Source organism: Lentzea waywayandensis, from assembly GCF_900115955.1.
Classification (GTDB): Bacteria; Actinomycetota; Actinomycetes; order Mycobacteriales; family Pseudonocardiaceae; genus Lentzea; species Lentzea waywayandensis.
Genome location: NZ_FOYL01000003.1, coordinates 668,015 through 690,750, shown reverse-complemented (window position 1 = coordinate 690,750; position 22,736 = coordinate 668,015). Strand labels below are relative to the sequence as shown.

23 protein-coding genes are annotated in these 22,736 nt (G+C 68.2%); 11 read left to right on the top strand and 12 right to left on the bottom strand.

The features are described from left to right. Entirely contained in the window at positions 1-651 is a 651-nt protein-coding gene (locus BM417_RS13920) for an L-threonylcarbamoyladenylate synthase (RefSeq protein ID WP_093592690.1), read from the bottom strand. A gap of 230 nt (positions 652-881) precedes the next feature. On the opposite strand from BM417_RS13920, the gene BM417_RS47745 reads away from it, so the two are divergent. From BM417_RS47745 to BM417_RS13875, 10 genes are all read left to right on the top strand, one after another. Further along, a complete protein-coding gene (locus tag BM417_RS47745) occupies positions 882-1,322 on the top strand; it encodes a hypothetical protein (RefSeq protein WP_177320426.1) in 441 nt (146 codons plus the stop codon). Continuing rightward, on the top strand, positions 1,319-1,852 hold the full coding sequence (locus BM417_RS47740) for a DUF3558 family protein (protein WP_177320425.1): 534 nt from the start codon (positions 1,319-1,321) through the stop codon (positions 1,850-1,852). The genes BM417_RS47745 and BM417_RS47740 overlap by 4 nt, the downstream gene beginning before the upstream one ends. Positions 1,853-1,874: 22 nt before the next feature. Beyond that, positions 1,875-3,107, top strand: a complete 1,233-nt coding sequence (locus tag BM417_RS13910) for a hypothetical protein (protein ID WP_093592684.1) — start codon at positions 1,875-1,877, stop codon at positions 3,105-3,107. Further along, positions 3,104-3,856, top strand: a complete 753-nt coding sequence (locus tag BM417_RS13905) for an ESX secretion-associated protein EspG (RefSeq protein WP_093592681.1) — start codon at positions 3,104-3,106, stop codon at positions 3,854-3,856. Before BM417_RS13910 ends, BM417_RS13905 begins: the two co-directional genes overlap by 4 nt. Next, positions 3,853-4,332, top strand: a complete 480-nt coding sequence (locus tag BM417_RS13900; RefSeq protein WP_093592678.1) for a YbaB/EbfC family nucleoid-associated protein — start codon at positions 3,853-3,855, stop codon at positions 4,330-4,332. The genes BM417_RS13905 and BM417_RS13900 overlap by 4 nt, the downstream gene beginning before the upstream one ends. After that, positions 4,329-4,631, top strand: a complete 303-nt coding sequence (locus BM417_RS13895; protein ID WP_093592675.1) for a hypothetical protein — start codon at positions 4,329-4,331, stop codon at positions 4,629-4,631. The genes BM417_RS13900 and BM417_RS13895 overlap by 4 nt, the downstream gene beginning before the upstream one ends. Then, positions 4,628-5,842 (top strand): WXG100 family type VII secretion target, encoded by a 1,215-nt coding sequence (locus tag BM417_RS13890; RefSeq protein WP_093592672.1) that lies wholly within the window; start codon positions 4,628-4,630, stop codon positions 5,840-5,842. Before BM417_RS13895 ends, BM417_RS13890 begins: the two co-directional genes overlap by 4 nt. Next, entirely contained in the window at positions 5,839-6,435 is a 597-nt protein-coding gene (locus BM417_RS13885; RefSeq protein ID WP_143138641.1) for a hypothetical protein, read from the top strand. Before BM417_RS13890 ends, BM417_RS13885 begins: the two co-directional genes overlap by 4 nt. 555 nt (positions 6,436-6,990) lie before the next feature. Further along, entirely contained in the window at positions 6,991-7,665 is a 675-nt protein-coding gene (locus BM417_RS13880; RefSeq protein ID WP_093592666.1) for a hypothetical protein, read from the top strand. Further along, positions 7,662-7,988, top strand: a complete 327-nt coding sequence (locus BM417_RS13875) for a hypothetical protein (protein ID WP_093592663.1) — start codon at positions 7,662-7,664, stop codon at positions 7,986-7,988. Before BM417_RS13880 ends, BM417_RS13875 begins: the two co-directional genes overlap by 4 nt. Before the next feature lie 6 nt (positions 7,989-7,994). Here the strand turns inward: BM417_RS13875 and prmC are convergent, their stop codons facing one another. From prmC to rpmE, 5 genes are all read right to left on the bottom strand, one after another. Beyond that, positions 7,995-8,861: a peptide chain release factor N(5)-glutamine methyltransferase gene (gene prmC, locus BM417_RS13870; protein ID WP_093593711.1), complete on the bottom strand. Its 867-nt coding sequence runs from the start codon at positions 8,859-8,861 to the stop codon at positions 7,995-7,997. A gap of 20 nt (positions 8,862-8,881) precedes the next feature. Continuing rightward, the gene (lpdA, locus tag BM417_RS13865; RefSeq protein ID WP_093592660.1) at positions 8,882-10,267 is read right to left on the bottom strand and encodes a dihydrolipoyl dehydrogenase; all 1,386 of its coding nucleotides are present in this window, start codon (positions 10,265-10,267) and stop codon (positions 8,882-8,884) included. An 11-nt stretch (positions 10,268-10,278) separates the two neighbouring features. Then, the gene (locus BM417_RS13860) at positions 10,279-11,577 is read right to left on the bottom strand and encodes an acyl-CoA thioesterase/bile acid-CoA:amino acid N-acyltransferase family protein (RefSeq protein WP_143138640.1); all 1,299 of its coding nucleotides are present in this window, start codon (positions 11,575-11,577) and stop codon (positions 10,279-10,281) included. Further along, positions 11,510-12,574: a peptide chain release factor 1 gene (gene prfA / locus BM417_RS13855; protein WP_093592654.1), complete on the bottom strand. Its 1,065-nt coding sequence runs from the start codon at positions 12,572-12,574 to the stop codon at positions 11,510-11,512. The genes BM417_RS13860 and prfA overlap by 68 nt, the downstream gene beginning before the upstream one ends. Before the next feature lie 85 nt (positions 12,575-12,659). Then, positions 12,660-12,872: a 50S ribosomal protein L31 gene (gene rpmE / locus BM417_RS13850; RefSeq protein WP_086664588.1), complete on the bottom strand. Its 213-nt coding sequence runs from the start codon at positions 12,870-12,872 to the stop codon at positions 12,660-12,662. A 243-nt stretch (positions 12,873-13,115) separates the two neighbouring features. Between rpmE and BM417_RS13845 the strand changes: the two genes are divergently transcribed. Next, positions 13,116-13,502, top strand: a complete 387-nt coding sequence (locus BM417_RS13845; RefSeq protein WP_143138639.1) for a hypothetical protein — start codon at positions 13,116-13,118, stop codon at positions 13,500-13,502. A 580-nt stretch (positions 13,503-14,082) separates the two neighbouring features. On the opposite strand, the gene rho is transcribed toward BM417_RS13845, so the two are convergent. The 6 genes from rho to argS all read right to left on the bottom strand — a co-directional run bounded on the left by rho (position 14,083) and on the right by argS (position 22,722). Further along, positions 14,083-16,125 (bottom strand): transcription termination factor Rho, encoded by a 2,043-nt coding sequence (rho, locus tag BM417_RS13840; RefSeq protein ID WP_093592648.1) that lies wholly within the window; start codon positions 16,123-16,125, stop codon positions 14,083-14,085. 320 nt (positions 16,126-16,445) lie between these two features. Continuing rightward, a complete protein-coding gene (gene thrB, locus BM417_RS13835) occupies positions 16,446-17,300 on the bottom strand; it encodes a homoserine kinase (RefSeq protein ID WP_093592645.1) in 855 nt (284 codons plus the stop codon). Beyond that, on the bottom strand, positions 17,297-18,349 hold the full coding sequence (gene thrC, locus BM417_RS13830) for a threonine synthase (RefSeq protein WP_093592642.1): 1,053 nt from the start codon (positions 18,347-18,349) through the stop codon (positions 17,297-17,299). Before thrC ends, thrB begins: the two co-directional genes overlap by 4 nt. Beyond that, positions 18,346-19,638, bottom strand: a complete 1,293-nt coding sequence (locus BM417_RS13825) for a homoserine dehydrogenase (protein ID WP_177320424.1) — start codon at positions 19,636-19,638, stop codon at positions 18,346-18,348. The genes thrC and BM417_RS13825 overlap by 4 nt, the downstream gene beginning before the upstream one ends. Before the next feature lie 27 nt (positions 19,639-19,665). Further along, on the bottom strand, positions 19,666-21,084 hold the full coding sequence (gene lysA, locus BM417_RS13820; protein WP_093592636.1) for a diaminopimelate decarboxylase: 1,419 nt from the start codon (positions 21,082-21,084) through the stop codon (positions 19,666-19,668). Then, complete coding sequence (gene argS / locus BM417_RS13815; RefSeq protein ID WP_093592633.1) at positions 21,085-22,722, bottom strand: arginine--tRNA ligase; 1,638 nt, start codon at positions 22,720-22,722, stop codon at positions 21,085-21,087. Positions 22,723-22,736: the final 14 nt, after the last annotated feature.

Sequence of the window (22,736 nt, the reverse complement as noted above, 5' to 3'; positions counted from 1 at the left end):
CTACCGCGCGACCTCGACCTCGATGCCGAGCACCTCGTTGACCTCTTCTTTGGTGACAGCACCCTCACGCAGGATCAACGCGTCCGGCCCGGTGAGGTCGACGATGGTCGAGGCGATGTTCTCGCCACTGAGCCCACCATCGAGGTACACGGGCACGGCGTCGCCGAGCTGGTCCCGAGCCTCCTGCGCACTGGAAGCCGGCGCGTGCCCGGTCCTGTTCGCGCTGGACACGGCCATCGGCCCGACATCCCGCAACAACTCCAGGGCCACCGGGTGCAACGGCATGCGCAGCATCACCGTGCCGCGCGTCTGCCCCAGATCCCAAGCCAGACTCGGCGCGTGTGGCAGCACAATGCTCAGCCCACCGGGCCAAAAAGCCTCGATGAGCGCACGAGCCTGCCGCGGCACGCTGAGAACGAGCCCGTCGATGGTGGTCCAGGACCCGACCAGCACGGGCACGGGCATGTCGGGCCCGCGCCCCTTGGCGTCGAGAAGACTCCGGACGGCTTCGGCGTCGAACGCGTCGCAGCCGATCCCGTAGACGGTGTCGGTGGGCAGGACGACAAGGCGCCCGCTCCGCACCGCGCCGGCGGCAGCGGCAAGTCCCGCCGCGCGATTGCCCGGTTCGCTGCAGTCGTAGACCGTGCTCACCTCGGTGAGCCTAGTCAGCCGCCCCGACCGGGTGACGCAAGGCCCGCCCTAACCATCCAGCCCCCTGCGAACCTGTGCCTTCATTCTCACTTGGCGCGGCCATTCATGCCCTGACCAGGGCACGTTTCGACCCGAACAGGTCTGAGTAGTTCAACGCATCCCCCAAACGGGCGCACAACTGTATGGTCATGAGTCGACCACAGAGCGCAACAGGGGAAGGTCGGGCTCCTGTGTCCGAAGAAGCAACATCATGGGGAAAGCGCGGCAGTTTCCTGCCGAAGCAGAACGTGCAGGCTGTGCTGGGCACCGGCGTCGCAGACATCTCGGCGGCAAGCAAGGCGGTCGCCGCGGCCACCGGATCCGGAGCGTTCTCCGTCGATCCGGCCGTCGTGGACAGCATGGTCAAGAAGCTGCACGAGATGAAGGACGCGCTGACGAGGATCCAGCGTCGCAAGTCCGAACTGACCGCGGACACCAAGCTCGGCAGTGGTTACGCGCACTCCATCAGCGAGCTGAACAAGCAGTTCGGCGAGAACGCGATCGCCCAGATCATCGACATCAGCAAGGCGATCGACTCGCTGGTCGAGCAACTCGACAAGAGTCGCGCCAACTACCGGAACGCCGATCAGGCCCACGCCGACTCGCTCAAGAAACTCAACGGGAAGTCATGAAACGCACTCTGTTCGCCGCCGTCGTTGTCAGCGTCGCGGCACTGTCCACCGCCTGCACCACCGGCGGCACCGCCAAGCCTGATCCGACCAGCGGGAGCACCTCCACCGGCACCACCGGGACGGCGAGCGGCCTGGAGGCCATCAAGCCCTGCGACCTCCTCACCCAGACGGAGGCGACCGGGCTCGGGCTCGCACACCCCGGCGAAGCGGAGAAGACGGGGACCGCGGACGGCTGCCAGTGGACGATCAGCGGCGACGGCGGCGTCAGCACCGGTATTCGCACCAAGGCCGGCGTCAAGGACCTCAACATCTCGGGTGACAAGAACACCGACGTGAAGGTCGGCAAGTTCGACGCGGTCAAGTCCGAAGGATTCGAAGGCGCCAAGAACATCTGCGCCCTGTGGATCTCGGTCACCGAAACCTCATCGGTCTCGGTCATCGCGAACGTCGACCTGTCGTCGACCGACATGGTCAAGGCCTGCGACCGAGCCGCGAAAGCGGCGGACTTCGTCGCCGCGAAACTGCCGTAACGCCGTACGAGGGGGGATCTCAATGGCGCCCGTCAAACCTGCCGTCAAGCCGTCGACGGAGAACTACCCGGCTCAAGAGCACGACCACATGCAGAACCTGGTCAACCAGGACTACGACCCGAACGCCGCTTCGCCGGTGATCGACGCGTGGGTGCAGTTCGGCACGAAGTTCCGGGAACTGGCCCACGACTTCAACAAGATCGTCAACGATTCTCAGACCGGGTACAGCGGTGCGGCGGCCGAGGGGGTTCGGGCGGCGCTGACGAAGGTCAGCAAGTTCGCGGACGACACGGGGTCGGCGTTCCACGCCACGGCCGGTGCCATCGCCACGCAGCGGGACGCGGCGGTGCAGGCGCACCACAGCATGCCCAAGCCCGTCGACTTCAACCCGTTGCAGATCGCGGGCAAGTGGGGTGCGGCCGCGGTCATCGCTCCGCCTGCGATGATCGGCGGTGCCTTCGAGATGTTCAGCACCCACAACGAGAAGGTCGAGGCCAAGCAGGAAGCCGTGCGGGTCATGCAGCAGCGTGACACCACGATGATGTCGGCGGCGCAGTCATTGCCCGCGATGGACGCGACTCCTGAGGTCACCAAGGACCAGGGCACCACGCAGACGAGCAGCAGCACGCACTCGCAGAGCCTGAGCAACGCCAGCACGTTCCGCCCGCCCGCCAACACGGGTATGCCGAGCATCCCGTCGCCGAACACCGGCAACAACACGACGAATCCCGCCTGGGTCGCTCCTGGTCTCAAGGAGCCGGGGCCTGGCAACTTCAACCCGAACAACCCGCCCGGTGGCCAGAACCGACCACCCGTCGGGCCGCCCGGGCTGTTCCCGCCCGGCATGCGACCGCCCGGCGGCGGTCAGACCGGCAGGCCCGGCGGTGGCGGTACGGGTGCTCCCGGCTCCGGACGCGGTGGTCCTGGTGGCGGCGGCGGTGCCGGTAGCCGTGGCATGGGTCCCGGCGGCATGGCGGGTGTCGGCGGTTCGGGTCGTGGCATGGGCAGTTTCGGTCCCGCGACGCCCGGTGGCAGCGCCGGAGTCGCGGGCGGACCTGGTGGTGCCGCAGGTTCCTCGGGCGCGGGTGCGGCCGGTCGTGGTGGTGCGGCGGGCGGCATGGGTGCCGGGGGTGGCGCCGGTGCGGGCAAGGGCGGTGGCGAGGAGGACAAGGAGCACAAGTCGAACTACCTCGTGCCCACTGACGACTTCTTCGACGACGATCGAATGGTCGCGCCGCCGGTGATCGGCGGATGAGGCAGATCGTGCAGCTCTCCCTGCCTGGGTTCGAGGTCCTCTGGGAGGACCTGCGGGCGGGGAGCGTCCCCTATCCATTCGACGTCAGCCAACACGGCGAGACGCTCGACGAACGTGCGCGCATCAGGGCGTCCGTACACGCCGATCTCGAACGCCGCGGCCTGGCGAGGCGCGGCAGGCCGGAGCCGGACCTCGAGGACGCGCTGAACCTGTTGGCGCGCCCCGAACTCCGCGTGATCGCCCTCTGCATCCCGGACATGAACCAGCAGAAGCTGGTCCGCGCGAGCGTGGTGGCGCGCGGCGGGTACGCGGTGCTGGTGACCCAGGAGGACACCACCATCACGCTGAACCTGTTGCAGCCCAACGAGATCGCCACGAGTCTCGCGAACGCCATGCCGCCTGGGCGCCCTGGACCCGGCAAGCCGGTGACCGTGCCGGCCCAGGCGTTCGAGGCTCAGCCCCAGCAACAGGAGGGCTTCCGGCAGGCGGTTCGCACGATGGAGAACGACGACGTCCGCATCGCCAAGCAGATGCTGACCGGCCCCGCCATCGGCAACGGCCACTTCCTGGTTCAGCTCCGACAGGGCCGCGCCAAGCGGGACTTCCCGCCCGTCACCTGGATCGACACGAACCAGGGCCGCTACTCCAACGTCGAGACCCGCAAGGGCTGGTTCACGATCAGCCCCGCCGACAACATGGGTCTGGCACGACACCTCGGGCAGGTTCTGGCGATGACGAGCGAACGATGAACCCGGAACAGATGATCGCGGACCTGGAGTCCAGGGCCCAGCAGCTCCAGCAACGCTCCCAGCAGATGCAGGAGCAGATCCAGCACGCCGCCAGCACCATCACCTCGCCCAACGAGGCGGTGACCGTCCGGGTCGCACCGAACGGCGCGCTGCAGCACATCGAGTTCTCGCCGGTCGCGATGCGCCTGACGCACGTCCAGCTGAGCCACCTCGTGATGCAGACCGTGCAGAAGGCCCAGATCCAGGCCGCCGAGCAGGTGGCGTCCATCGTGGAGCCCGAGTTCGGCGGCACCGAGGCGATGGACTTCCTGCGCAGCTTCATCCCGCAGCCGGAGGAAGAGGAAGCGCCGCCACCGCCGGAAGACGGCCAGGTGATGCGCGAGGTCTCGTGGAACGACCCGGCACAGAAGCCCGCACCACGGCCGCAGCGGTCGGCGGATGACGACGAGGACGGCTTCGGGAGCGTGCTCCGATGACCGGCTTCGGAGTCGAGCCGACCGAGCTGCTCAAGTTCGCGAAGGGCCAGCGAGCACGGGAAGACGCACTGGATGCCGCCGCCGACAAGTCGGCCGGTGTCGACCTAGGTGGCGACACCTTCGGCCAGTTGCTGTCCTTCTTCGCCTCGAGCGCGCAAGAGTGGGCGCACGGCACGACAGCGGCTATCCGGGAGCTGGCGACCGCAGTCGGCGCGGCCGCCGAAGACACCGTGGCCACAGCAGACACGTACTCCTCGCACGAGGACGCGAACCGCGCCAGGTTCGAAGGTCCGCGATGACCTTCACAGGCTTCGGTGATGGTGCGACGAACCCCGACAACGTTGCCGGCGGCGGCGTGGCCGAGTCGCTCATCCAGACCATCGACTCGGCCCACCGGCTGGGCGAGGGCGACTTCCTCGAGTTCGGGATGAACGCCGCCGCGCTGGCCTTGGACGGGCTCAGCATGTGGATGGACCCGTTGGGATCGCTGGCCACCGCGGGCATCGGCTGGCTGATCGAACACCTGAGTTTCCTGCGCGAGCCACTGGACTGGCTGGCGGGCAACGGCGACAAGATCAAAGCTGCCGTGACCACCTGGAACCAGGTCGCGGCCGACCTCCAGGAAATCGGCGAGCAGCAGGACAGGGCCGTCAAGGGCGAACTGCCGTGCTGGGAGCGGGGAACGGCGGCCGAGAAGTTCCGGCAGAGCCAGGGAGAGCTGGCCACCGAGATCGCCGCAGTGTCGAAGGCCAGCACGTTCGTCGCATCGGAGATCGCGAAAGCAGGCACGATCACGGCCGCGATCCGCGGGATGATCCGCGACCTCATCGCCCTGTTCATCTGGGAAGTGATCCGCAACGCTGTCATCGCGCTCGCGTCGTCGTGGGTCTCGCTCGGCAGCTCGCTCGCCGCGTTCTCCGCGTGGGCGGTCGGGCGCGGCGCGGCGGTGCTGGGCAAGATCACCCAGCAACTGGCCAAGCTGGTCAAACTCATCACTCGGATCATGGGGCGTCTCAAGGGACTCTTCGGTCAGCTCGGCGATGTGCTCAAACGGCTTGGCCGGTTCGGCAAAGGCGGCGGAACCAGCGCTCCCCACGTCCCCTCCACTCGCGGGGACGGGCTCGCCGATGCGGGCAAGCGGCTCGAGGACTGGGGCAACTCGCGCCCGAAGGTCACCGAGGCCGGCGACAAGCTCAAGCAGGCGGGCAGCGAGTTCAAGGACGGCTACGGCGACGCGGGCAACGTCTGGAAGCACAAGTACGAGGAGCCGTACCAGAACAGAGTCACGCAGCCGTCGCAACCGTTCCAGGAAGCAGCCGGCGCCTACACGCCTTACAAACCGGCCACTCGCCCTGACGGCACGGTGACACCACACTCGATGCCCAACGTCGAGGACGGGGGCTGGATCGCGAAGGCAACGGCTGATCACCTGCGTGAGTGGGCGAAGTACGACGAGCTGGAGAAGCAGGGCAAGACGTTCCCGAGGCAGCAAGGGTCGTTGAACGAATGATCGGCGCCAGACCTCCCCTTCGAGCCAGAAGACTGCTCGTCGCGTGTCTTTTCCTCGCGGCGATCATGGTGGGCAGCTTCCTGCCCAACACTCCGGCCAGCAATCTGATGGTCCTCTTCATCCTCGCCACGGCCATCTGCCTGATCGGCTACGGCGCCACGGTCAGCGGCTACCGGCGCCCGGAGAAGTGGCCGATGTTCACGGCGTTGGCGATCGGCGTCGTCACCGTCTTCGCGGTGAACACGGGTGGCCATTCGCTGTGGCTCACCGCGTTCGGGGAATCGCTGCGCTGCAAGGTCATCAGCGTCGACAGCCATTCGAGCAGCCGCGGCTCCACGCAGTGGTCCAACGAACTGGATTGCGGTGGCAGGACGCTGACTTACTGGCCCAGCCTCGGCCACACCGTCGAAGACGTCGGCCGTGAGGTCGACGTGGTCGTGGACAAGGCGAGGTTCGTCCGTGAGCTCGAACCGGGCAAGGTCAGCCTGGGGTTCAACCTGCTGTTCCTGCTCGCCCTGCTCATGAATGGCGCGTTCGTCTTCCTCGTCGCCTGGCTCCCGGTTCGCAAAGCCGTGCCCGCGGCAGAGGAGTAGGCGTACACGCGGTCACACGCGAGGCGGCGGATCCTCATAGCGCGTGACCGCGTGCCCTCCCCGCGGAGAACATACGACCGTTTGACCCCAACGGGCCCAAACGACGCGTTATTGGCCAGGATTTGGCAACTTCATCCAGGACTCCACGACTCGCAGGCCGCTGCGCAGGGCGCGGTCTGCTTCGAGGGCTTGGCCGTGTCAGGACCGCGAGAGCGTCGACCTCGGTCGGAACTGGAGCGGTGAGCGGCGTGCTCGGCGGTCTGCACGTTGCCCACGAGTCCTGGCGGGCGTAGCTCAGGAAGCAACGGATCGGTGGCGCGTCCGAGAAGCGCGTCATTTGCCCTCGTTCGGCGCATTGACAATGCGCAATTCAACCACCCCTGGCCCATTCCGATCAGGAACGACTATTGTGCCAGCAACGGTACGAATTGCATGTTGTTCGTTGTCTCGCCATGTCCCTGACCAGCACAAACACAGAGTGCTTGATTTCAATGACAGAAAGTGGACAGGACAATGTCAGCTCCCGCGGCGACGACGGGAAACGATTCTCCGAAGTTGCGCGACGACACAACCCGCTTCCTCTGCGGAGCCGCTCACCGCGACGAGGAGTTCGCGGGCTCGGCCATTCGCGAGTACCTCGTCGAGGCCACTCGGTCGATTCCGCGGTCGCCCGGAGTCAACTCCGGCGCGGTGTTGCGGGTGGTGGTGCGCACGCGGCGCAAGGTGCGCGGTGGTTCGCTGCTGGTGCTGGCGGTCGTGGTGCTGTTCGCCGCGAACGGGACGCTGCTCGTGGGGTGGCTGGTGGTCGCCTCGATCGTGGTGCTCGGGATCGGGGCACGAATGGCGTTCACGCGTCCGTGGCGGGTCACGCCGCGCGGGCCGGCCGTGCTCGGCTCGATCGCCTGCGCGATCGCGCTCTTCTTCGTGCTGTACAAGTTCATGGACGAGCTCGCCGCCTCCAGCGAGTACTGCAGGCCCAGGTACGAGATGTGCGAGCAGGAGAGCAGCGGCGCCGTGCTCGCGACCTCGATCAGCGCGATCGTGCTGATCTTCGCGGCGCTGCTGGTCACGAAGAGCTTCCGGCGCGCCGGTTTCCGCACCTGCCAGGGCGAGGAGGAGCTGCGGCGAAACGAATGGAAGTTCCGGGAGCTTGGGCACTCGAACTTCGCCGAAGCGCCCGCGCTCCATCCGATCGAGGACGACGCCGAGCCTGACAGGGGAAAGTCATGAACGAGCGGAAGTTCGGGATCCAGGGCCCGGTGATCGGCGGCAACAACATCGGCACCGGTGGACGCGCCAGAACCGGGGACGTCCACATCGGACACATCAAGGACGTGAGCGCCGTGCTGCGGCTGCTCGACGAGCTGCGCGAGGACCTGACCGAGGCGCAGGCGGCCACGTCCACGATCGAGACGGTGGACGATCTTCGCGCTGAGGCCCGCAAACCCAAGCCCAGCAAGGACGTCGCGGAACACCTGATGGACAGGCTGGCGGACCGCGGCCTCGGCGAGCGGATGAAGGACCTGTCGAAAGCCTTCGACGCTCTGTACTGAGAAGCCCTAACCGACCTTGCGGGCGGTCGCGAACCGGGGCCGCCCCGCCAGATCGGCGTGATCGGCCACGTCCGCGAGCACCCGGCGCGCGGCCAGCAGCGCCGGCACGGACTCCCCCTGCGTGTCGTCGTGCTCGATGCCGACGGACCCACCGGGCTTGAGCCAGCGCGCCGCCGCCCGCACGACGTGCCGGATCACGTCCAGCCCGTCCGCGCCGGAGAACACCGCGTGGTGCGGATCGTGCTCACCGACCTCGGGCTGGACGGGAGTTCCCTCTGGCACGTAAGGCGGATTGCACACGACGAGATCCACCAGACCGTCCAGATCGGACAGCAGCGACGGGTCGGTGGCGTCCCCCGAGTGCAGCCGGATCGGGGTGTCCCCGGCGGCCACCCGCGCGTTCGCGTTGCGCCGCGTCCACGAGATCGCCTGCGGATCGATCTCCACCGCGTGCACCACGGCGTCCGGGCGAGCGGCGGCGATCGACAACGCCAGCGCGCCCGTTCCCGTGCACAGGTCCACGACGACCGGCGAGGAAACGCCGGCCAGCGCCTTGAGACCCCACTCCATCAGCAGTTCGGTCTCGGGCCGCGGCACGAACACACCGGGCCCGACCTCGACGGAGATGGTGCCCATCGGCGCCCAGCCGAGGATGTGCTGCAACGGAATGCGCGAGGCACGAACACGAACGAGCTTGTGCAGCTGGTCGATCACCGACGGATCGACCAGCGGGATGAGCGGCAACCGCCCGCGCTCGACGCCGAGCACGTGCGCGGCCAGGTACTCCGCGTCGACGCGCGGACTGTCCACGCCCGCCTCGGCGAGGATCTTGGCCGCCTCGGAGACGGCGAGGCGGAGCGGTTGCCGGTTCATCATCAGATGAGAAAACTACCTCAGAAGTTGATCATGTGCCCGGCCAGGCCGTGCACCGCTTCCTTCACGGCCTCCGACAGCGTCGGGTGCGCGTGGACGTTGCGCGCGACCTCGTTGACGGTGAGGTCCCACTGCTGCGCCAGCGTGAGCTCGGGCAGCAGCTCCGTCGCCTCGGGGCCGATGATGTGGCCGCCGAGCAGTTCGCCGTGCTTGCCGTCGCTGATCAGCTTCACGAATCCGGCGAAGTCGCCGAGGCCGTGCGCCTTGCCGTTCGCGGTGAACGGGAACTTCGCGACCTGGACGTCGAAGCCCTTCTCGCGGGCCTGCGCCTCGGTGTAGCCGAACGACGCGATCTGCGGCTGGCAGAACGTCGCCCGCGGGATCATCACGAAGTCGAGCTCCATGGTCTCGGCACCCGCGATGGTCTCCGCGGCGATGATGCCCATGGACTCGGCGGCGTGCGCGAGCATCAGCTTCGCGGTGACGTCACCGATCGCGAAGATGTGCGGCACGGACGTGCGGCCGCGGCCGTCGATGTCGATCGCGCCGCGCTCGGTGAGCTTCACGCCGGTGTTCTCCAGGCCGTAGCCGTCGACACGCGGCACGAAACCGATGGCCTGCATGACCTTGTCGGCCTCGAGGACCTCCTGCGCGCCGTCCTTCGACACCGTGACGCGGACCTTCTCGCCCGACTCGTCGATCGACTCGACACGCGTGCCGACGCGCACGTCGACGCCCAGCTTCTTGTAGCGCTTGAGCAGCTCGGCGGAGATCTCGGCGTCCTCCAGCGGCACCATCCGGTCGAGGAACTCGACGATGGTGACCTTCACGCCGTAGTTGTGCATGACGTAGGCGAACTCGACGCCGATCGCGCCGGCGCCCGCGATGATGATCGAGTCAGGCAGCTGCTCGGTCATGATCTGCTCTTCGTAGGTCACGACGCGGTCGGACTTCTGCGTGTTCGGCAGCATCCGGGTCGTGGCGCCCACGGCGATGATCGCGTGGCCGAACGTGATCGTCTCGTCCCCGACGGTCAGCGAGTGGTCGTCGGTGAAGTTGGCCCACCCGTTGTACTCGGTGATGCCGTTCTTCTTCATGAGGAAGTGCACGCCCTTGACGCGCCCGTCCGCGACCTTGCGGCTGCGCTGCCACGCCTGGCCGTAGTCGAAGCTCACGGTGCCGTCGACCTTGATGCCGAACGTCTTCTGCTCGTGCGTGAAGATGTGCGCGAGCTCAGCGTTGCGCAGCAGGGCCTTCGAAGGGATGCAGCCGACGTTCAGGCAGACGCCGCCCCAGTACTTCTCCTCGACGATGGCGGTCTTCAGCCCGAGCTGAGCCGCACGGATCGCGGCGACGTACCCGCCGGGACCCGCACCCACGACCACGACATCAAAGTGTGCGCTCATAAGCACACAACCTAGCTCCCGAGCTGCTCCCGCAAGAACTCAACCGTCCGTTTCCAAGCGTTCGCCTGGGCGTGCGCGGTCGCCCGCGGAACACCACCACCCGAGAAGGTGACACCGGGCCCCGGATAGGTCACGTCGGTGGCCGGCCGGTGCGGCGGGCCCGCGATCAGGTGTCCTGCCTCGGGATACACGACGTGCTCGTACGGGAACGGATGCTCGTGGTCCTTGAGCCGCCGCATCGCGACCTCGCTCAGGTCGGCCGAAGGCCACCCGTCGTCCTGTCCGGACGAGATGAGCAACACACCCCCGGCGATCCGTTCGACGGGGATCTCGGTGTCCTCGGGGACGCCGTCCTCGGTGCTGAAAGCAAGCCGCAACGGCACCGGTTCGTCGTTGACGATCCTCGCCCGCAGCTCGCCGCCGATCTCGTAGGGCAGGTACGGCAGCGGCTCGCCCTTCAAGGTCCACGACGCCGCTTCGTACGAGAGTTTCTGCAGCAGGTTGGCGCCCGGCCCGATGCCCTGCGTCACCACGCCACTGCCGACGACGCTCACGACCGCACTGACCTGCGGGTACGTCGCGCCGACGAGCAACGCCAGCTCACCACCGCGCGACCCGCCGACGACACCGATCTCGCCGGCGCGTTCGGACAGGTAGTCGATGGCCTTGCCGAAGTACTCGAGCGGGATGTCCACGAGGTTCTCGGGCAGGCCCTTCATGCCGAAGTAGCCGAGCGCGAACGTGACGAACCCGTGCGCGGCCAGCAGCGCCGCGTCAGTCTCGTGAATGCCGCCTTCGGACCCGCTGAGCACGATGACACCCGGCAGCACGCCTCCGTCGTCCTCAGGGGCGAACAGCGTGCCGACCAGCCCGTTCTCCCGGACCTCCAGTCGTTCGACGCCCTCGGGCACAGCGAGCCGTTCGAGAACGCGGTCCCCCACGCCCTCGACGGAGAGCACGGTGGGGCCGGCCTTGCCGCCGGTGCGTTCCAACGACCAGAACAACCCCATCGGGTCAACGCCGCGATAGCTGCCATCAAGCGGTGCGTGCCTCGTCAGATCGACGACACCACGGTCGTCAGCCTCGAACACGGCATGAGACGCGCGATCGCCTGTGGAGAGCTGCACGGTGGCCGTCTGACCGGCCTTCAGTCCCACGACGAGCACGTCGACCGGTTGGTCGAGAGGCGCTGTCTGCGGATTCACCAGGATCTCGGCCACAACGCGCCCCTCCCACGTCGGATTACCCGCCTGCGAGCCGTTCTGCCCGGTCAGCGGCAGCAAGTGCGTCCACCACCGCGTCCAGGTCACCGTCGAGCACCTGGTCCAGGTTATGCGCTTTGTACCCAACCCGATGGTCGGAGATGCGTGATTCAGGGAAGTTGTAGGTCCTCACCCGTTCACTGCGGTCAACGGTGCGGATCTGGGTGCGCCGCGCGTCCGACTGCTCCTGTGCCTTCTGCTCCTCGGCGAGAGCGATCAACCGGCTCTGCAGCACCTGCATGGCGCGAGCCTTGTTCTGCAACTGGCTGCGCTCGTTCTGGCACGACGTGACGATGCCGGTCGGCAGGTGCGTGATGCGCACGGCGGAGTCGGTGGTGTTGACCGACTGACCGCCCTTGCCGGACGACCGGTAGACGTCGATCCGCAGGTCCTTCTCGTCGATCTCGACCGCGGCGGTCTCCTCGGTTTCCGGAAAGACGAGAACGCCGGCGGCCGACGTGTGGATGCGCCCCTGCGACTCGGTGACGGGCACGCGCTGCACGCGGTGCACGCCGCCCTCCCACTTCAGCCGGCTCCACACCCCGTCCGGCACCGCGCTCTTGGTCTTGATGGAGACGGTGACGTCCTTGAACCCGCCCAGGTCGGAGTCGGTGCCGTCGAGCATCTCGACCTTCCACCCCTGCCGCTCCGCATACCGCGTATACATACGCAGTAGGTCCCCGGCGAACAGCGCGGACTCCTCGCCACCTTCACCGGACTTGATCTCCAGCAGCACGTCGTCGCCGTCGTGCGGGTCACGCGGCAGCAGCAGTTCGGTGAGCTTCTCCTCCAGCTTGGGGAGCTGCTCCTCGATCTGCTCGACCTCCTCCTGGAAGGACCGGTCCTCGGCGGCGAGTTCCTTGGCCGCCTCCAGATCGTTCTTGACCTGCTCGATCTCCCGCGCCGTCTGCACGATCGGCCCGAGCGCGGCATACCGCTTGCCGAGCTTGCGCGCTCCCGCCTGGTCAGCGTGCACGGAGGGATCGGCGAGCTTCTTCTCCAGCTCGTCGTACTCGGCGAGCAAGCTGTCCAGCGACTGCGACACGTCTCCTGCTTTCGTAGGGTTTCCGTGGAAACGGCGACGGCGCCCGCCCCGGCCAGAAGGCCGAGGTCAGGCGCCGTGAAAGCAGCTACTTGTTGCGCTTGCCGTAACGCGCCTCGAAGCGCGCCACACGACCGCCGGTGTCCAGGATGCGCTGCTTGCCCGTGTAGAACGGGTGGCAGTTGGAGCACATCTCGACGCGAACCTCGGACGCCGAGGTGGTGCTGCGCGTGGTGAACGCGTTGCCGCAGCTACAGGTCACTTCGGTGACGGTGTACTCGGGGTGGATGCCAGTCTTCAAGATCTTGTCCCTTTCAAGGATGGCCGCCGGGTCCCTGTTGGTGAACGGGTGAACCGGAGCCGGACTCGACCATTTAGTTTGCCAGACCGTTCAACACGTGCAAAAACGCGGTTGTTCCCAAGGCCCGCCCGTGGCTTAAGTCACAGCCGCTTAACCCCCGTGATACGCCGTTCGGCGCAAGGTGTGGCCGTTCGGCCAGATACGGCTCCATGTTGTTGGTCGGTCTCCTTCAGACTGTGTGCCGTGTTCTGCACCTCAGAGCGGCCGATGAACCAGCACATGTGGCTGGCGGTGCCGTTCCTGTTCTCCGCTGCCGTGTTCGGCCTGATGGGGTCGGCAGGGCTGGTCACGGCTTCCTGGACCACGGTGCCGCTGTCACCGGTCGTGTCGGGAGCCGGCGTGGCGGTGGCCGCGGCAGTGTCCGGCGGAGTGCGCTGGAAGCGAGCCTGGCAACGCACGTGGCTGCGCTGGCCCTACCTGGCGGCCGTCCTGGCGCTCGGCGTCGTGGAGGGCGCGGTGGAGGTACCCGCGATGGCCGCGACGGTGGTGGGACTGCCGGTGCTGCTGGCCCTGGCATTCCAGGCGCTGGTGCAGAACGACGAGAGCCGACAGGCCACCAAGTGTCGCTGACCAGCACAAACGCAGGCTGACGCAGGGGTCCCCTTGGATTCAGCGTCCCCCGCGACCCAACTTAGCGAGCAGGTCTGACACTCCCGCGAAGCCGAAGCCGAAGCCGAAGCCGAGAGCGAGCGGCGAGCGGCGAGGACGAGCGCCTGACCGTCCGCGATGCCGGAGGCGAGCCGTCCTTACCGTGCGGTCTGGGTGGGGTGGTTTCGTCACGAGTCGTGCCACAGCTCTTGCTGCAGCCAGGAAGGGATGTCAAACGGACACGCTTTTCGTCCGTTTGACATCCCTTCCTGGCTGTGGCCCGCTCTTGGTACGGCTCGTGACGAAACCACCCCACCAACGCGCCCCACTACGCAACGCGCCTCCGCCCAACGCAACAGGCGTGCCATCAACCCGCAGACGGCGTAGGCCCCGGTTTTGGATCAGATTGGCGGGGTCTGGGGCGGAGCCCCAGGAAGCAGCCGCAACCTGAACGCCCGCAACCCAACCACCCTCGGCATTCGAGTGAACAGCAACAAAAAGACCCCCGGTGACCAGCACCGGGGGTCTTTTCACGTGAAACTCACACGCCAACCAACAAGCCTCAGTCCTGCTCAGACCCAGGCGTCGTCTTCGCAACCTGCATCAAGAACTCGATGTTGGTGCGAGACTTCCGCAGCCGGTCAAGCAGCAAGTCGATCGCCTGCTGCCCGTCCAACGCGTGCAGCACCCGACGCAGCTTGTGCGTGACCGCCATCTCGTCAGGCGACAGCAGCAGCTCTTCCTTACGAGTACCGGAAGAGTCGACGTCGACAGCCGGGAACGTCCGCTTGTCCGCGATCTTCCGGTCGAGCTTGAGCTCGGCGTTACCCGTGCCCTTGAACTCTTCGAAGATCACCGAGTCACCGGCGGAACCGGTCTCGACGAGCGCGGTGGCGATGACGGTCAGCGAACCGCCACCCTCGATGTTGCGAGCAGCACCAAGGAAGCGCTTCGGCGGGTACAGCGCGGTCGAGTCGACACCACCGGACAGGATCCGGCCGGAAGCCGGCGCCGCCAGGTTGTAGGCACGACCCAGACGCGTGATCGAGTCGAGCAGCACGACCACGTCGTGGCCCATCTCGACCAGGCGCTTCGCCCGCTCGATGGCGAGCTCGGAGATGGTCGTGTGGTCCGACGGCGGGCGGTCGAAGGTCGAGGCGATGACCTCGCCCTTCACCGAACGCTGCATGTCGGTGACCTCTTCGGGACGCTCGTCCACCAGCACCACCATGAGGTGGCACTCGGGGTTGTTCGTCGTGATCGCGTTGGCGATCGACTGGAGCACCGAGGTCTTGCCGGCCTTCGGAGGCGACACGATCAGGGCGCGCTGGCCCTTGCCGATCGGCATCACCAGGTCGATGACACGGGTGGTGAGGATGTGCGGCTCGGTCTCCAGGCGCAGACGCTCGTTCGGGTAGAGCGGCGTCAGCTTGGTGAAGTCCGGGCGGTTGCGCGCCTCTTCCGGGTCCAGGCCGTTGATCTTGTCGACGCGGACCAGCGGGTTGAACTTCTGGCGCTGCTGCTCGCCGTCGCGCGGCTGGCGGACGGCGCCGGTGAGGGCGTCGCCGCGGCGCAGGCCGTACTTGCGGACCAGCGACAACGACACGTAGACGTCGTTCGAGCCGGCGAGGTAGCCCGACGTGCGGACGAACGCGTAGTTCTCCAGCACGTCCAGGATGCCCGCGACCGGGAGCAGGACGTCGTCGTCGCGCACCTCGGTCTCGCGGTCGACACGACCGCCGCCACCCTGCTCCTCGCCACGGCCACCACGACGGCGGCGGTCGCGGAAGCGGCCACGGCGGCCACCGTCGTCGTCACCGTCGGGCTGGCCGCCACCCTGGCGGTCACCACCGCGGTCACCACGGTCGTTGCGCTCGCCACGGTCGCGGTTGCGGTCACGGCCGCCGCGCTCGTTGCGGTCACCACGGTCGGAACGCTCGGAGCGCTCGCCACGGTCCTGACGCTCGCCGCGGTCGGAACGTTCGCCACGCTCAGGGCGCTCGGCACGGTCCGAACGGTCGGTCCGCTCAGCGCGCTCGGGGCGGTCCGAACGCTCGGCGCGCTCGCCCCGCTCAGGACGCTCGGAACGCTCGGAACGCTGTTCCTGCTGCGGCTGGCTCTCGCCCTCGGCGTTGCCGCCACCACGGCCGGAACGGCGGCGACGGTTTCCACGGCGCCCACCGTCCTCGGACGATCGGGTGTCGTCGCCAGCGCCGGACTCGGCGGCGGCGGGCTTCTCCGCTACCTCGAGCTGCTGCTGAACAGGCTTTTCAACGACTTTCTCGGCCGCTTTGGCGGGCTTCTCGGCGGGAGCCTCGGCCTTCGCGGCGACCTTCTCGGTCTTCGCGGGCTTCTCAGCCTTGGCCGGGGCGCCGGAGCCCTGCTTCTCCTTGATGGCCGCGATCAGGTCGCCCTTGCGCAGGCCTGCGGTTCCGGTGATGCCCATTTGGCCGGCGAGCTCGCGCAGTTCAGCGAGCACCATGCCGGACAGACCCGCGCGGCGGCGCGGCGTCGTGCCGTTCGATGGGGTGGACAGAGCGTTCTCCTCGGCTCCAGAACCAGCGGCAGCTGCGACTTCGCTGCTCAGCAAATCGGTGTTGGTCACACAAGTCCTTCCTGACCAGGCCCCGCCTCCTACGCGGCCCAGCGGACCCGCCTTCCCACTTCAGCGGGGAACGGCGGTCAAGTCCGATGAAGACGGAAGCACGACGGCTTCCCTCAAGCACGGGACTTTTCTCAGATCACACGGCGATCGGGTGCCTCTTTTGCGTTCGCCCCGCCCGCACGGCACAGAGCCGGAACGCAAAAGGATTGCGACTCGGAACGAATGTCCGAGCGCGACACCGGCGCCCGTGCGCGCGGTGACTGATCGCCCCCGAGAGTAGACGCCGGTCCCCCGGCATGCAACAACCGGGGTCGGGCGTGTCAGTCCAATGGACGAACGCGCACGCCGGCGGCGTCGACGTCGAGTCTCCGCACGTCGAAGCCGTGCACGTCGACCTCGGGAGGAAGATCACCGAAGGCGATCACGGTGGGTCCCGCTCCGCTCACGCAGGCGGGAACTCCGAGCTTGCGAAGATCGTTGATCACCCGAACGGTGTCCGGCCATGCGGGCTCGCGGTAGTTCTGGTGGAGTCGATCCTCAGTAGCGGCAAGGAGAACGGTCGGATCCGACGTCAGCGCGTGTACCGCCAGGGCAGCGCGCCCGGCGGCGTGCGCGGCGTCCGCGTGCGGCACTTCGGCCGGAAGCAGGCCGCGCGTCGTCTTGGTGGACGACTCCTGCGACGGGATCAGAACGACCGGGCGCACGCGTGCGTCGGCATCCATCCGCACCGCGCGGTAGCGCTCTCCTTCAGACCAGGCAACAACAACGCCGCCGAACAGAGAAGCGGCCGCGTTGTCCGCGTGGCCCTCGAACTCGGCTGCGATTTGCAACGCGTCCGTGTCCAACTCGCGACCCAACAGGGTGAATCCGGCTACGACGCCCGCCACGATCGCGGCCGCCGAGGAGCCCAGCCCCCGTGCGTGCGGAATGGTGTTGCGGCACCTCAGCGACAGTCCACCGGTGTAGCCGGTGGCGCGGACGGCCCGCACGACGAGATGAGTCTCGTCGAGCGGGACGTCGCCAGATCCGGCACCGTCGACCGTGATCGAGAGGCCGTCGACGCCTTCGCCGCCGGCCACCTCCACGTCGTCGTACATGCCGAGCGCCATGCCCAGCGCGTCGAACCCCGAACCGAGGTTGGCGGTCGACGCGGGGACGGAGACGAGGAACCTCACGCCAGCTCCAGCGCGTGCGCGACGGCGCCGGGGTCGACCGGGACCGGCTCGACCTCGGTGGTGCCGAGCAACGCCGTGTCGGGGTCCTTCAGGCCATGGCCCGTGACGGTGCACACAACCGTGGACCCGCGAGGCAGCCTGCCGTCCTCGGCGGTCATCAGCAGACCGGCGATGGACGCGGCCGACGCGGGCTCGACGAAGATGCCCTCGGACGACGCCAGCAGGCGGTACGCGGCCAGGATCTGCTCGTCGGTGACGGCGTCGATCAGGCCACCGGACTCGTCGCGGGCCTTGATGGCGCCGGTCCACGACGCCGGCGAACCGATCCGGATCGCGGTCGCGATGGTCTCCGGGTTCGGCACCGGCTGACCGGACACCAGCGGAGCCGCACCGGCCGCCTGGAACCCGAACATGCGGGGCAGGCCCTTGTCGTAGGACGTGTAGCCCTTCCAGTACGCGGTGATGTTGCCCGCGTTGCCGACCGGCAGGCAGTGCACGTCCGGCGCCTGCTCGAGCACGTCGCAGACCTCCCACGCGGCGGTCTGCTGACCGACGAGCCGCACCGGGTTGACCGAGTTCACCAGCGTGACCGGGTACTCGGCGGCGGTCTTGGACGCCAGCTCCAGGCAGTCGTCGAAGTTGCCGTCGATCTGCAGGATCTTCGCGCCGTGCATGACGGCCTGCGCGAGCTTGCCCATCGCGATCTTGCCGCTGGGCACGAGCACGGCCGCCGTCAGACCCGCCTTGGCCGCGTAGGCGGCAGCCGAGGCGGAGGTGTTGCCGGTGGAGGCGCAGATGACCGCCTTCAGGCCGGAGGCGAGCGCGTACGTCATCGCCACGGTCATGCCGCGGTCCTTGAACGAGCCGGTCGGGTTCGCGCCCTCGACCTTGACCCACACGTCGGACCCGGTCGCCTCGGAGAGACGGCGAGCGTGCACCAATGGCGTGCCGCCCTCGTGCAGCGTGACGACCTCGGCGCCCTCGGGGATCTCGATGCGGTCCCGGTAGGCGTTGATCAGACCGGGCCAGCCTGCTCTGACAGCGCTCACTCTTCGCCCTCCACCCTCATGACGCTGACGACGTCCCGCACCACGGGGAGGCCACCGATTTTGTCCACAGTGGACCGCAGCGCGGCGTCGGTCGCCGCGTGCGTGACGATCACGAGACTGGCGTCCTCGATGCGGCCTTCCTGGCGCACCGCGGCGATGCTGACGTCGTGCTCGGCGAACACCGCGGCGACCTGCGAGAGGACACCGGGCTTGTCCGCCACGTCGAGGCTGATGTGGTAGCGGGTCGGCGTGTTCCCCATGGGCTGCGCGGAAAGCGCGGCGTAGGCCGACTCGCGCGGGCCGTGCCCGCTCGCGACCATGTTGCGCGCCACGGCGACCAGGTCGCCGACGACCGCACTCGCCGTGGGGGCGCCACCGGCACCCTGCCCGTAGAACATCATCTCCCCCGCCGCGTCTGCCTCGACGAACACCGCGTTGAACGCGCCGTTGACGCTCGCCAGCGGATGCGTCCTGGGGATCATCGCCGGGTGCACTCGAACGGCGACTGATTCCTGACCGGACGGACTGGTCACGCGCTCGCAGATCGCGAGCAGCTTCACCGTGCGGCCGAGGCCCTTGGCGGCCTGGATGTCCGCCGCGGACACCGCGCGGATGCCCTCGCGGTAGACGTCCGAAGCCGTCACACGGGTGTGGAACGCAAGGGACGCAAGGATTGCGGCCTTCGACGCGGCGTCGAACCCGTCGACGTCGGCGGTCGGGTCGGCCTCGGCGTAACCGAGACGCGAGGCCTCCTCGAGCGTCTCGTTGTAGCCCGCGCCGGTGGCGTCCATCGCGGACAGGATGAAGTTCGTCGTGCCGTTCACGATGCCCATGACACGCGTGATCCGGTCTCCCGCAAGGGATTCCCGCAACGGGCGCAGCAACGGGATCGCGCCGGCGACGGCGGCCTCGAAGTAGAGGTCCGCGCCGGACGCGTCGGCCGCCTCGAACAGGTCCGGGCCGTGCTCGGCCAGCAGCGCCTTGTTCGCCGTGACGACGGACTTGCCGTTGCGCAGCGCCTCCAGCAGAAGGCCGCGCGTCGGGTCGATGCCGCCGATGACCTCGACGATGACGTCCACGTCGTCCGACTTCACGAGCGCCGCGGCGTCCGTGGTCAGCAGGTGCTCCGGTACTTCACGGTGCTTGTTCGGCCTGCGCACGGCGATGCCCGCGAGCTCAACCGGCGCGCCGATGCGCTGGGTGAGGTCCTCGGCCTGGTCCGTCAGCAGCCGGACTACCTCCGTGCCCACCGTGCCGCAACCGAGCAACGCGACACGAATAGGTTTCACGGGGCCCGCCTCTTTGACTGACACTGCCTACACCTCCAGCCGGAACAGGTCGTCCTCGGTCTCGCGACGCAGCAGCAGCCGCGCCTCTCCGTCGGTCACCGCGGCGAGCGCGGGCCGTGGAAGTCGGTTGTACCCGCTCGCCATCGAGTAGCAGTAGGCCCCTGTGGCAGCGATCGCAACCAAGTCTCCCGGCGCGAGGTCATCGGGCAGCCAGCAGTCGCGCACCACGATGTCACCGGACTCGCAGTGCTTGCCGACGACGCGGCACAGCACGGCCCGCGACTCGGGCTCGGCGGCACGCGAAACGAGCTTGCAGTCGTAGACCGCGTCGTACAGAGCAGTGCGGATGTTGTCGCTCATGCCGCCGTCGACGCTGACGTACCGGCGGCGCGCGCCACCGTCGAGCTCGATGTCCTTGATCGTCCCGACCTCGTACACGGTGACCGTGCCGGGGCCGACGATCGCGCGGCCGGGCTCGACCGCGATTCGAGGCATCTCCAAGCCGTTGTGCTCGCACTCCTTCTGCACGATGTTGTGCAGCTGCCGCGCGAGCTCGGCGGGCGGGGGCGGGTCGTCGTCCGGCGTGTAGGCGATGCCGAGACCGCCACCGAGGTCGACGACGTTCAAGGACGGGACGTCGCCGTGCTCGGCACGGATCTCGGCGAGCAGGCCGATCACGCGGCGCGCGGCGACCTCGAAGCCGGACGCGTCGAAGATCTGCGAGCCGATGTGGCTGTGCAGGCCGACGAGCTTGAGCCCGCTCGCCTTCAGCACCCGGCGCACCGCCTCGGCCGCGTCGCCGGAGGACAGCGAGAAGCCGAACTTCTGGTCCTCGTGCGCGGTCGCGATGAACTCGTGCGTGTGCGCCTCGACGCCGACCGTCACGCGGATCAGCACCGGCTGCACCACACCGCGTTCGCGCGCGATCTGGTCGAGGCGCGCGATCTCGTGGTACGAGTCGAGCACGACCCCGCCGACGCCGGCCTCCACCGCCGCGACGAGTTCGGGAACGCTCTTGTTGTTGCCGTGCAACGCGATGCGCTCGGCCGGGAAGTTCGCGCGCAGAGCGATGGCGAGCTCGCCACCGCTGCAGACGTCGATGGAGAGGCCCTCTTCGGCCACCCACTTCGCGATCTGCACGCTCAGGAACGCCTTGGAGGCGTAGTGCACGAGCGTCGGGTCGCCGAACGCCTCGGCATGCTCGCGGCAACGTGCGCGGAAGTCCTGTTCGTCCATGACGAACAACGGGGTGCCGTACTGCTCGGCGAGCCCGCGCACGTCCACGCCCGCCAGCTCCACGACGCCGGAAGCGTTGCGGGAGGCGTTGCGCGGCCACACCGTCGGGTGCAGGTAGTCGAGCTGGTCGGCGGTCGAGGGGCGGTCTCCGGCGGTGTTGCCGGGTGCCATGACGTCGGCGTGCCGAGGTCCAGCGGGATGTGCTCGCATTTACATTCGCTCCGGTGCGGTGACGCCGAGCAGGCCGAGGCCCGCTCCGAAAACATGCCTGGTGGCGGCGCAGAGCGTGAGCCTCGCCCGGTGCAACGGAGTGGTCTCCTCGTCGCCCTGGGGAAGCACGCGCACGCCGTTCCTGCGGTCGTAGAAGCGGTGGAAGGACCCGGCGAGTTCTTCGAGGTACCTCGCCACCCGGTGGGGTTCGCGCAGCTCTGCCGCGGTCGCCACCACCCTGGGGAACTCACCGATGGTGCGGATCAGGTCGCCCTCGCGCTCGTGCACCAGCAGCGAGAGATCGTCCCCCTGCGTGACACCGAGGTCGGCGGCGTGGCGCAGCACTCCCGAGATGCGGGCGTGCGCGTACTGGACGTAGTAGACCGGGTTCTCGCTGTCGTGCTTGCGGAGCAGGTCGAGGTCGATGTCGAGGCTGGAGTCGACGCTCGACCGGATCATGGCGTAGCGCGCCGCGTCCACGCCGACCGCGTCGACCAGGTCCTCCATCGTGATGACCGTGCCCGCGCGTTTGCTCATCCGGACGGGCTGGCCGTCGCTGACGAGGTTCACCATCTGGCCGATCAGCACCTCGACGCTGTCCGGGTCGTCGCCCAGTGCGGCCGCCGCGGCCTTGAGGCGCGCGATGTAGCCGTGGTGGTCCGCGCCGAGCATGTAGATGCACAGGTCGAAGCCGCGGCCGCGCTTGTCGACGAGGTACGCGATGTCGCCCGCGATGTAGGCCGGGTCGCCGTCGCTCTTGATGACGACGCGGTCCTTGTCGTCACCGAAGTCCGTGGACCGCAGCCACCAGGCGCCGTCCTTCTCGTACAGCGAGCCGTTCGCCTTCAGCTTCGCGATCGCCTCGTCCACGCGGCCGCTCTGGTGCAGCGAGTCCTCGTGGAAGTAGACGTCGAAGTCGGTGCGGAAGTCGTGCAGGCTGCTCTTGATCTCCTCGAACATGAGCCCGACGCCGACCCTGCGCACCGTCTCGGGGTCGCTGAGAGCACCCGGTTCGCGGCGCAGGACCTCGGCGGCGATGTCGCTCACGTACGTGCCCGCATAGCCGTCCTCGGGGGCCGGCTCGCCCTTCGCGGCGGCGATCAGCGACCGGACGAACCGGTCGATCTGCGCACCGGCGTCGTTGAAGTAGTACTCGCGGACGACCTCGGCGCCACGGGCCCGCAGGACCTCGCCGAGCGCGCTGCCGACGGCCGCCCAGCGCGCGCCGCCGAGGTGGATGGGGCCGGTGGGGTTCGCGGAGACGAACTCCAGGTTGATCCGCTTGCCGCTGAGCTCGGTGCCGGTGCCGTAGCCGGTCTCCAGCGCCGCACGAACGATCGCTCCCTGGGCCTCGCTGGCGATCGTGAGGTTCAGGAAGCCGGGACCGGCCACGTCGGCCTTCGCGATGGCGGGCTGGGACAGCAGGGCCTCGGCCAGCCACGTCGCGAACTCGCGGGGCTGCACGCCGGCCTTCTTGGCGAGCTGGAGCGCGACGTTCGTGGCGTAGTCGCCGTGCTCGGGATTCCTGGGTCGCTCGACCGTCACCTGCTCCGGGAGAGCGGAGGCGTCCAGACGTCGGTCGGCCAGCAACCGGGCAACCGTGGTCCGGACCAGATCGGCGAGCGCTTCAGGGGTCACGCTGGAACAGTTTA

What these genes read in the sequence shown, in the direction of transcription:
- BM417_RS47740 (WP_177320425.1), top strand. Translation starts at nt 1,319, where the DNA reads ATGAAACGCACTCTGTTCGCCGCCGTCGTTGTCAGCGTCGCGGCACTG.
- BM417_RS13910 (WP_093592684.1), top strand. Translation starts at nt 1,875, where the DNA reads ATGGCGCCCGTCAAACCTGCCGTCAAGCCGTCGACGGAGAACTACCCG.
- BM417_RS13905 (WP_093592681.1), top strand. Translation starts at nt 3,104, where the DNA reads ATGAGGCAGATCGTGCAGCTCTCCCTGCCTGGGTTCGAGGTCCTCTGG.
- BM417_RS13900 (WP_093592678.1), top strand. Translation starts at nt 3,853, where the DNA reads ATGAACCCGGAACAGATGATCGCGGACCTGGAGTCCAGGGCCCAGCAG.
- BM417_RS13895 (WP_093592675.1), top strand. Translation starts at nt 4,329, where the DNA reads ATGACCGGCTTCGGAGTCGAGCCGACCGAGCTGCTCAAGTTCGCGAAG.
- BM417_RS13890 (WP_093592672.1), top strand. Translation starts at nt 4,628, where the DNA reads ATGACCTTCACAGGCTTCGGTGATGGTGCGACGAACCCCGACAACGTT.
- BM417_RS13885 (WP_143138641.1), top strand. Translation starts at nt 5,839, where the DNA reads ATGATCGGCGCCAGACCTCCCCTTCGAGCCAGAAGACTGCTCGTCGCG.
- BM417_RS13875 (WP_093592663.1), top strand. Translation starts at nt 7,662, where the DNA reads ATGAACGAGCGGAAGTTCGGGATCCAGGGCCCGGTGATCGGCGGCAAC.
- prmC (WP_093593711.1), bottom strand. Translation starts at nt 8,861, where the DNA reads ATGAACCGGCAACCGCTCCGCCTCGCCGTCTCCGAGGCGGCCAAGATC.
- lpdA (WP_093592660.1), bottom strand. Translation starts at nt 10,267, where the DNA reads ATGAGCGCACACTTTGATGTCGTGGTCGTGGGTGCGGGTCCCGGCGGG.
- lysA (WP_093592636.1), bottom strand. Translation starts at nt 21,084, where the DNA reads ATGCGAGCACATCCCGCTGGACCTCGGCACGCCGACGTCATGGCACCC.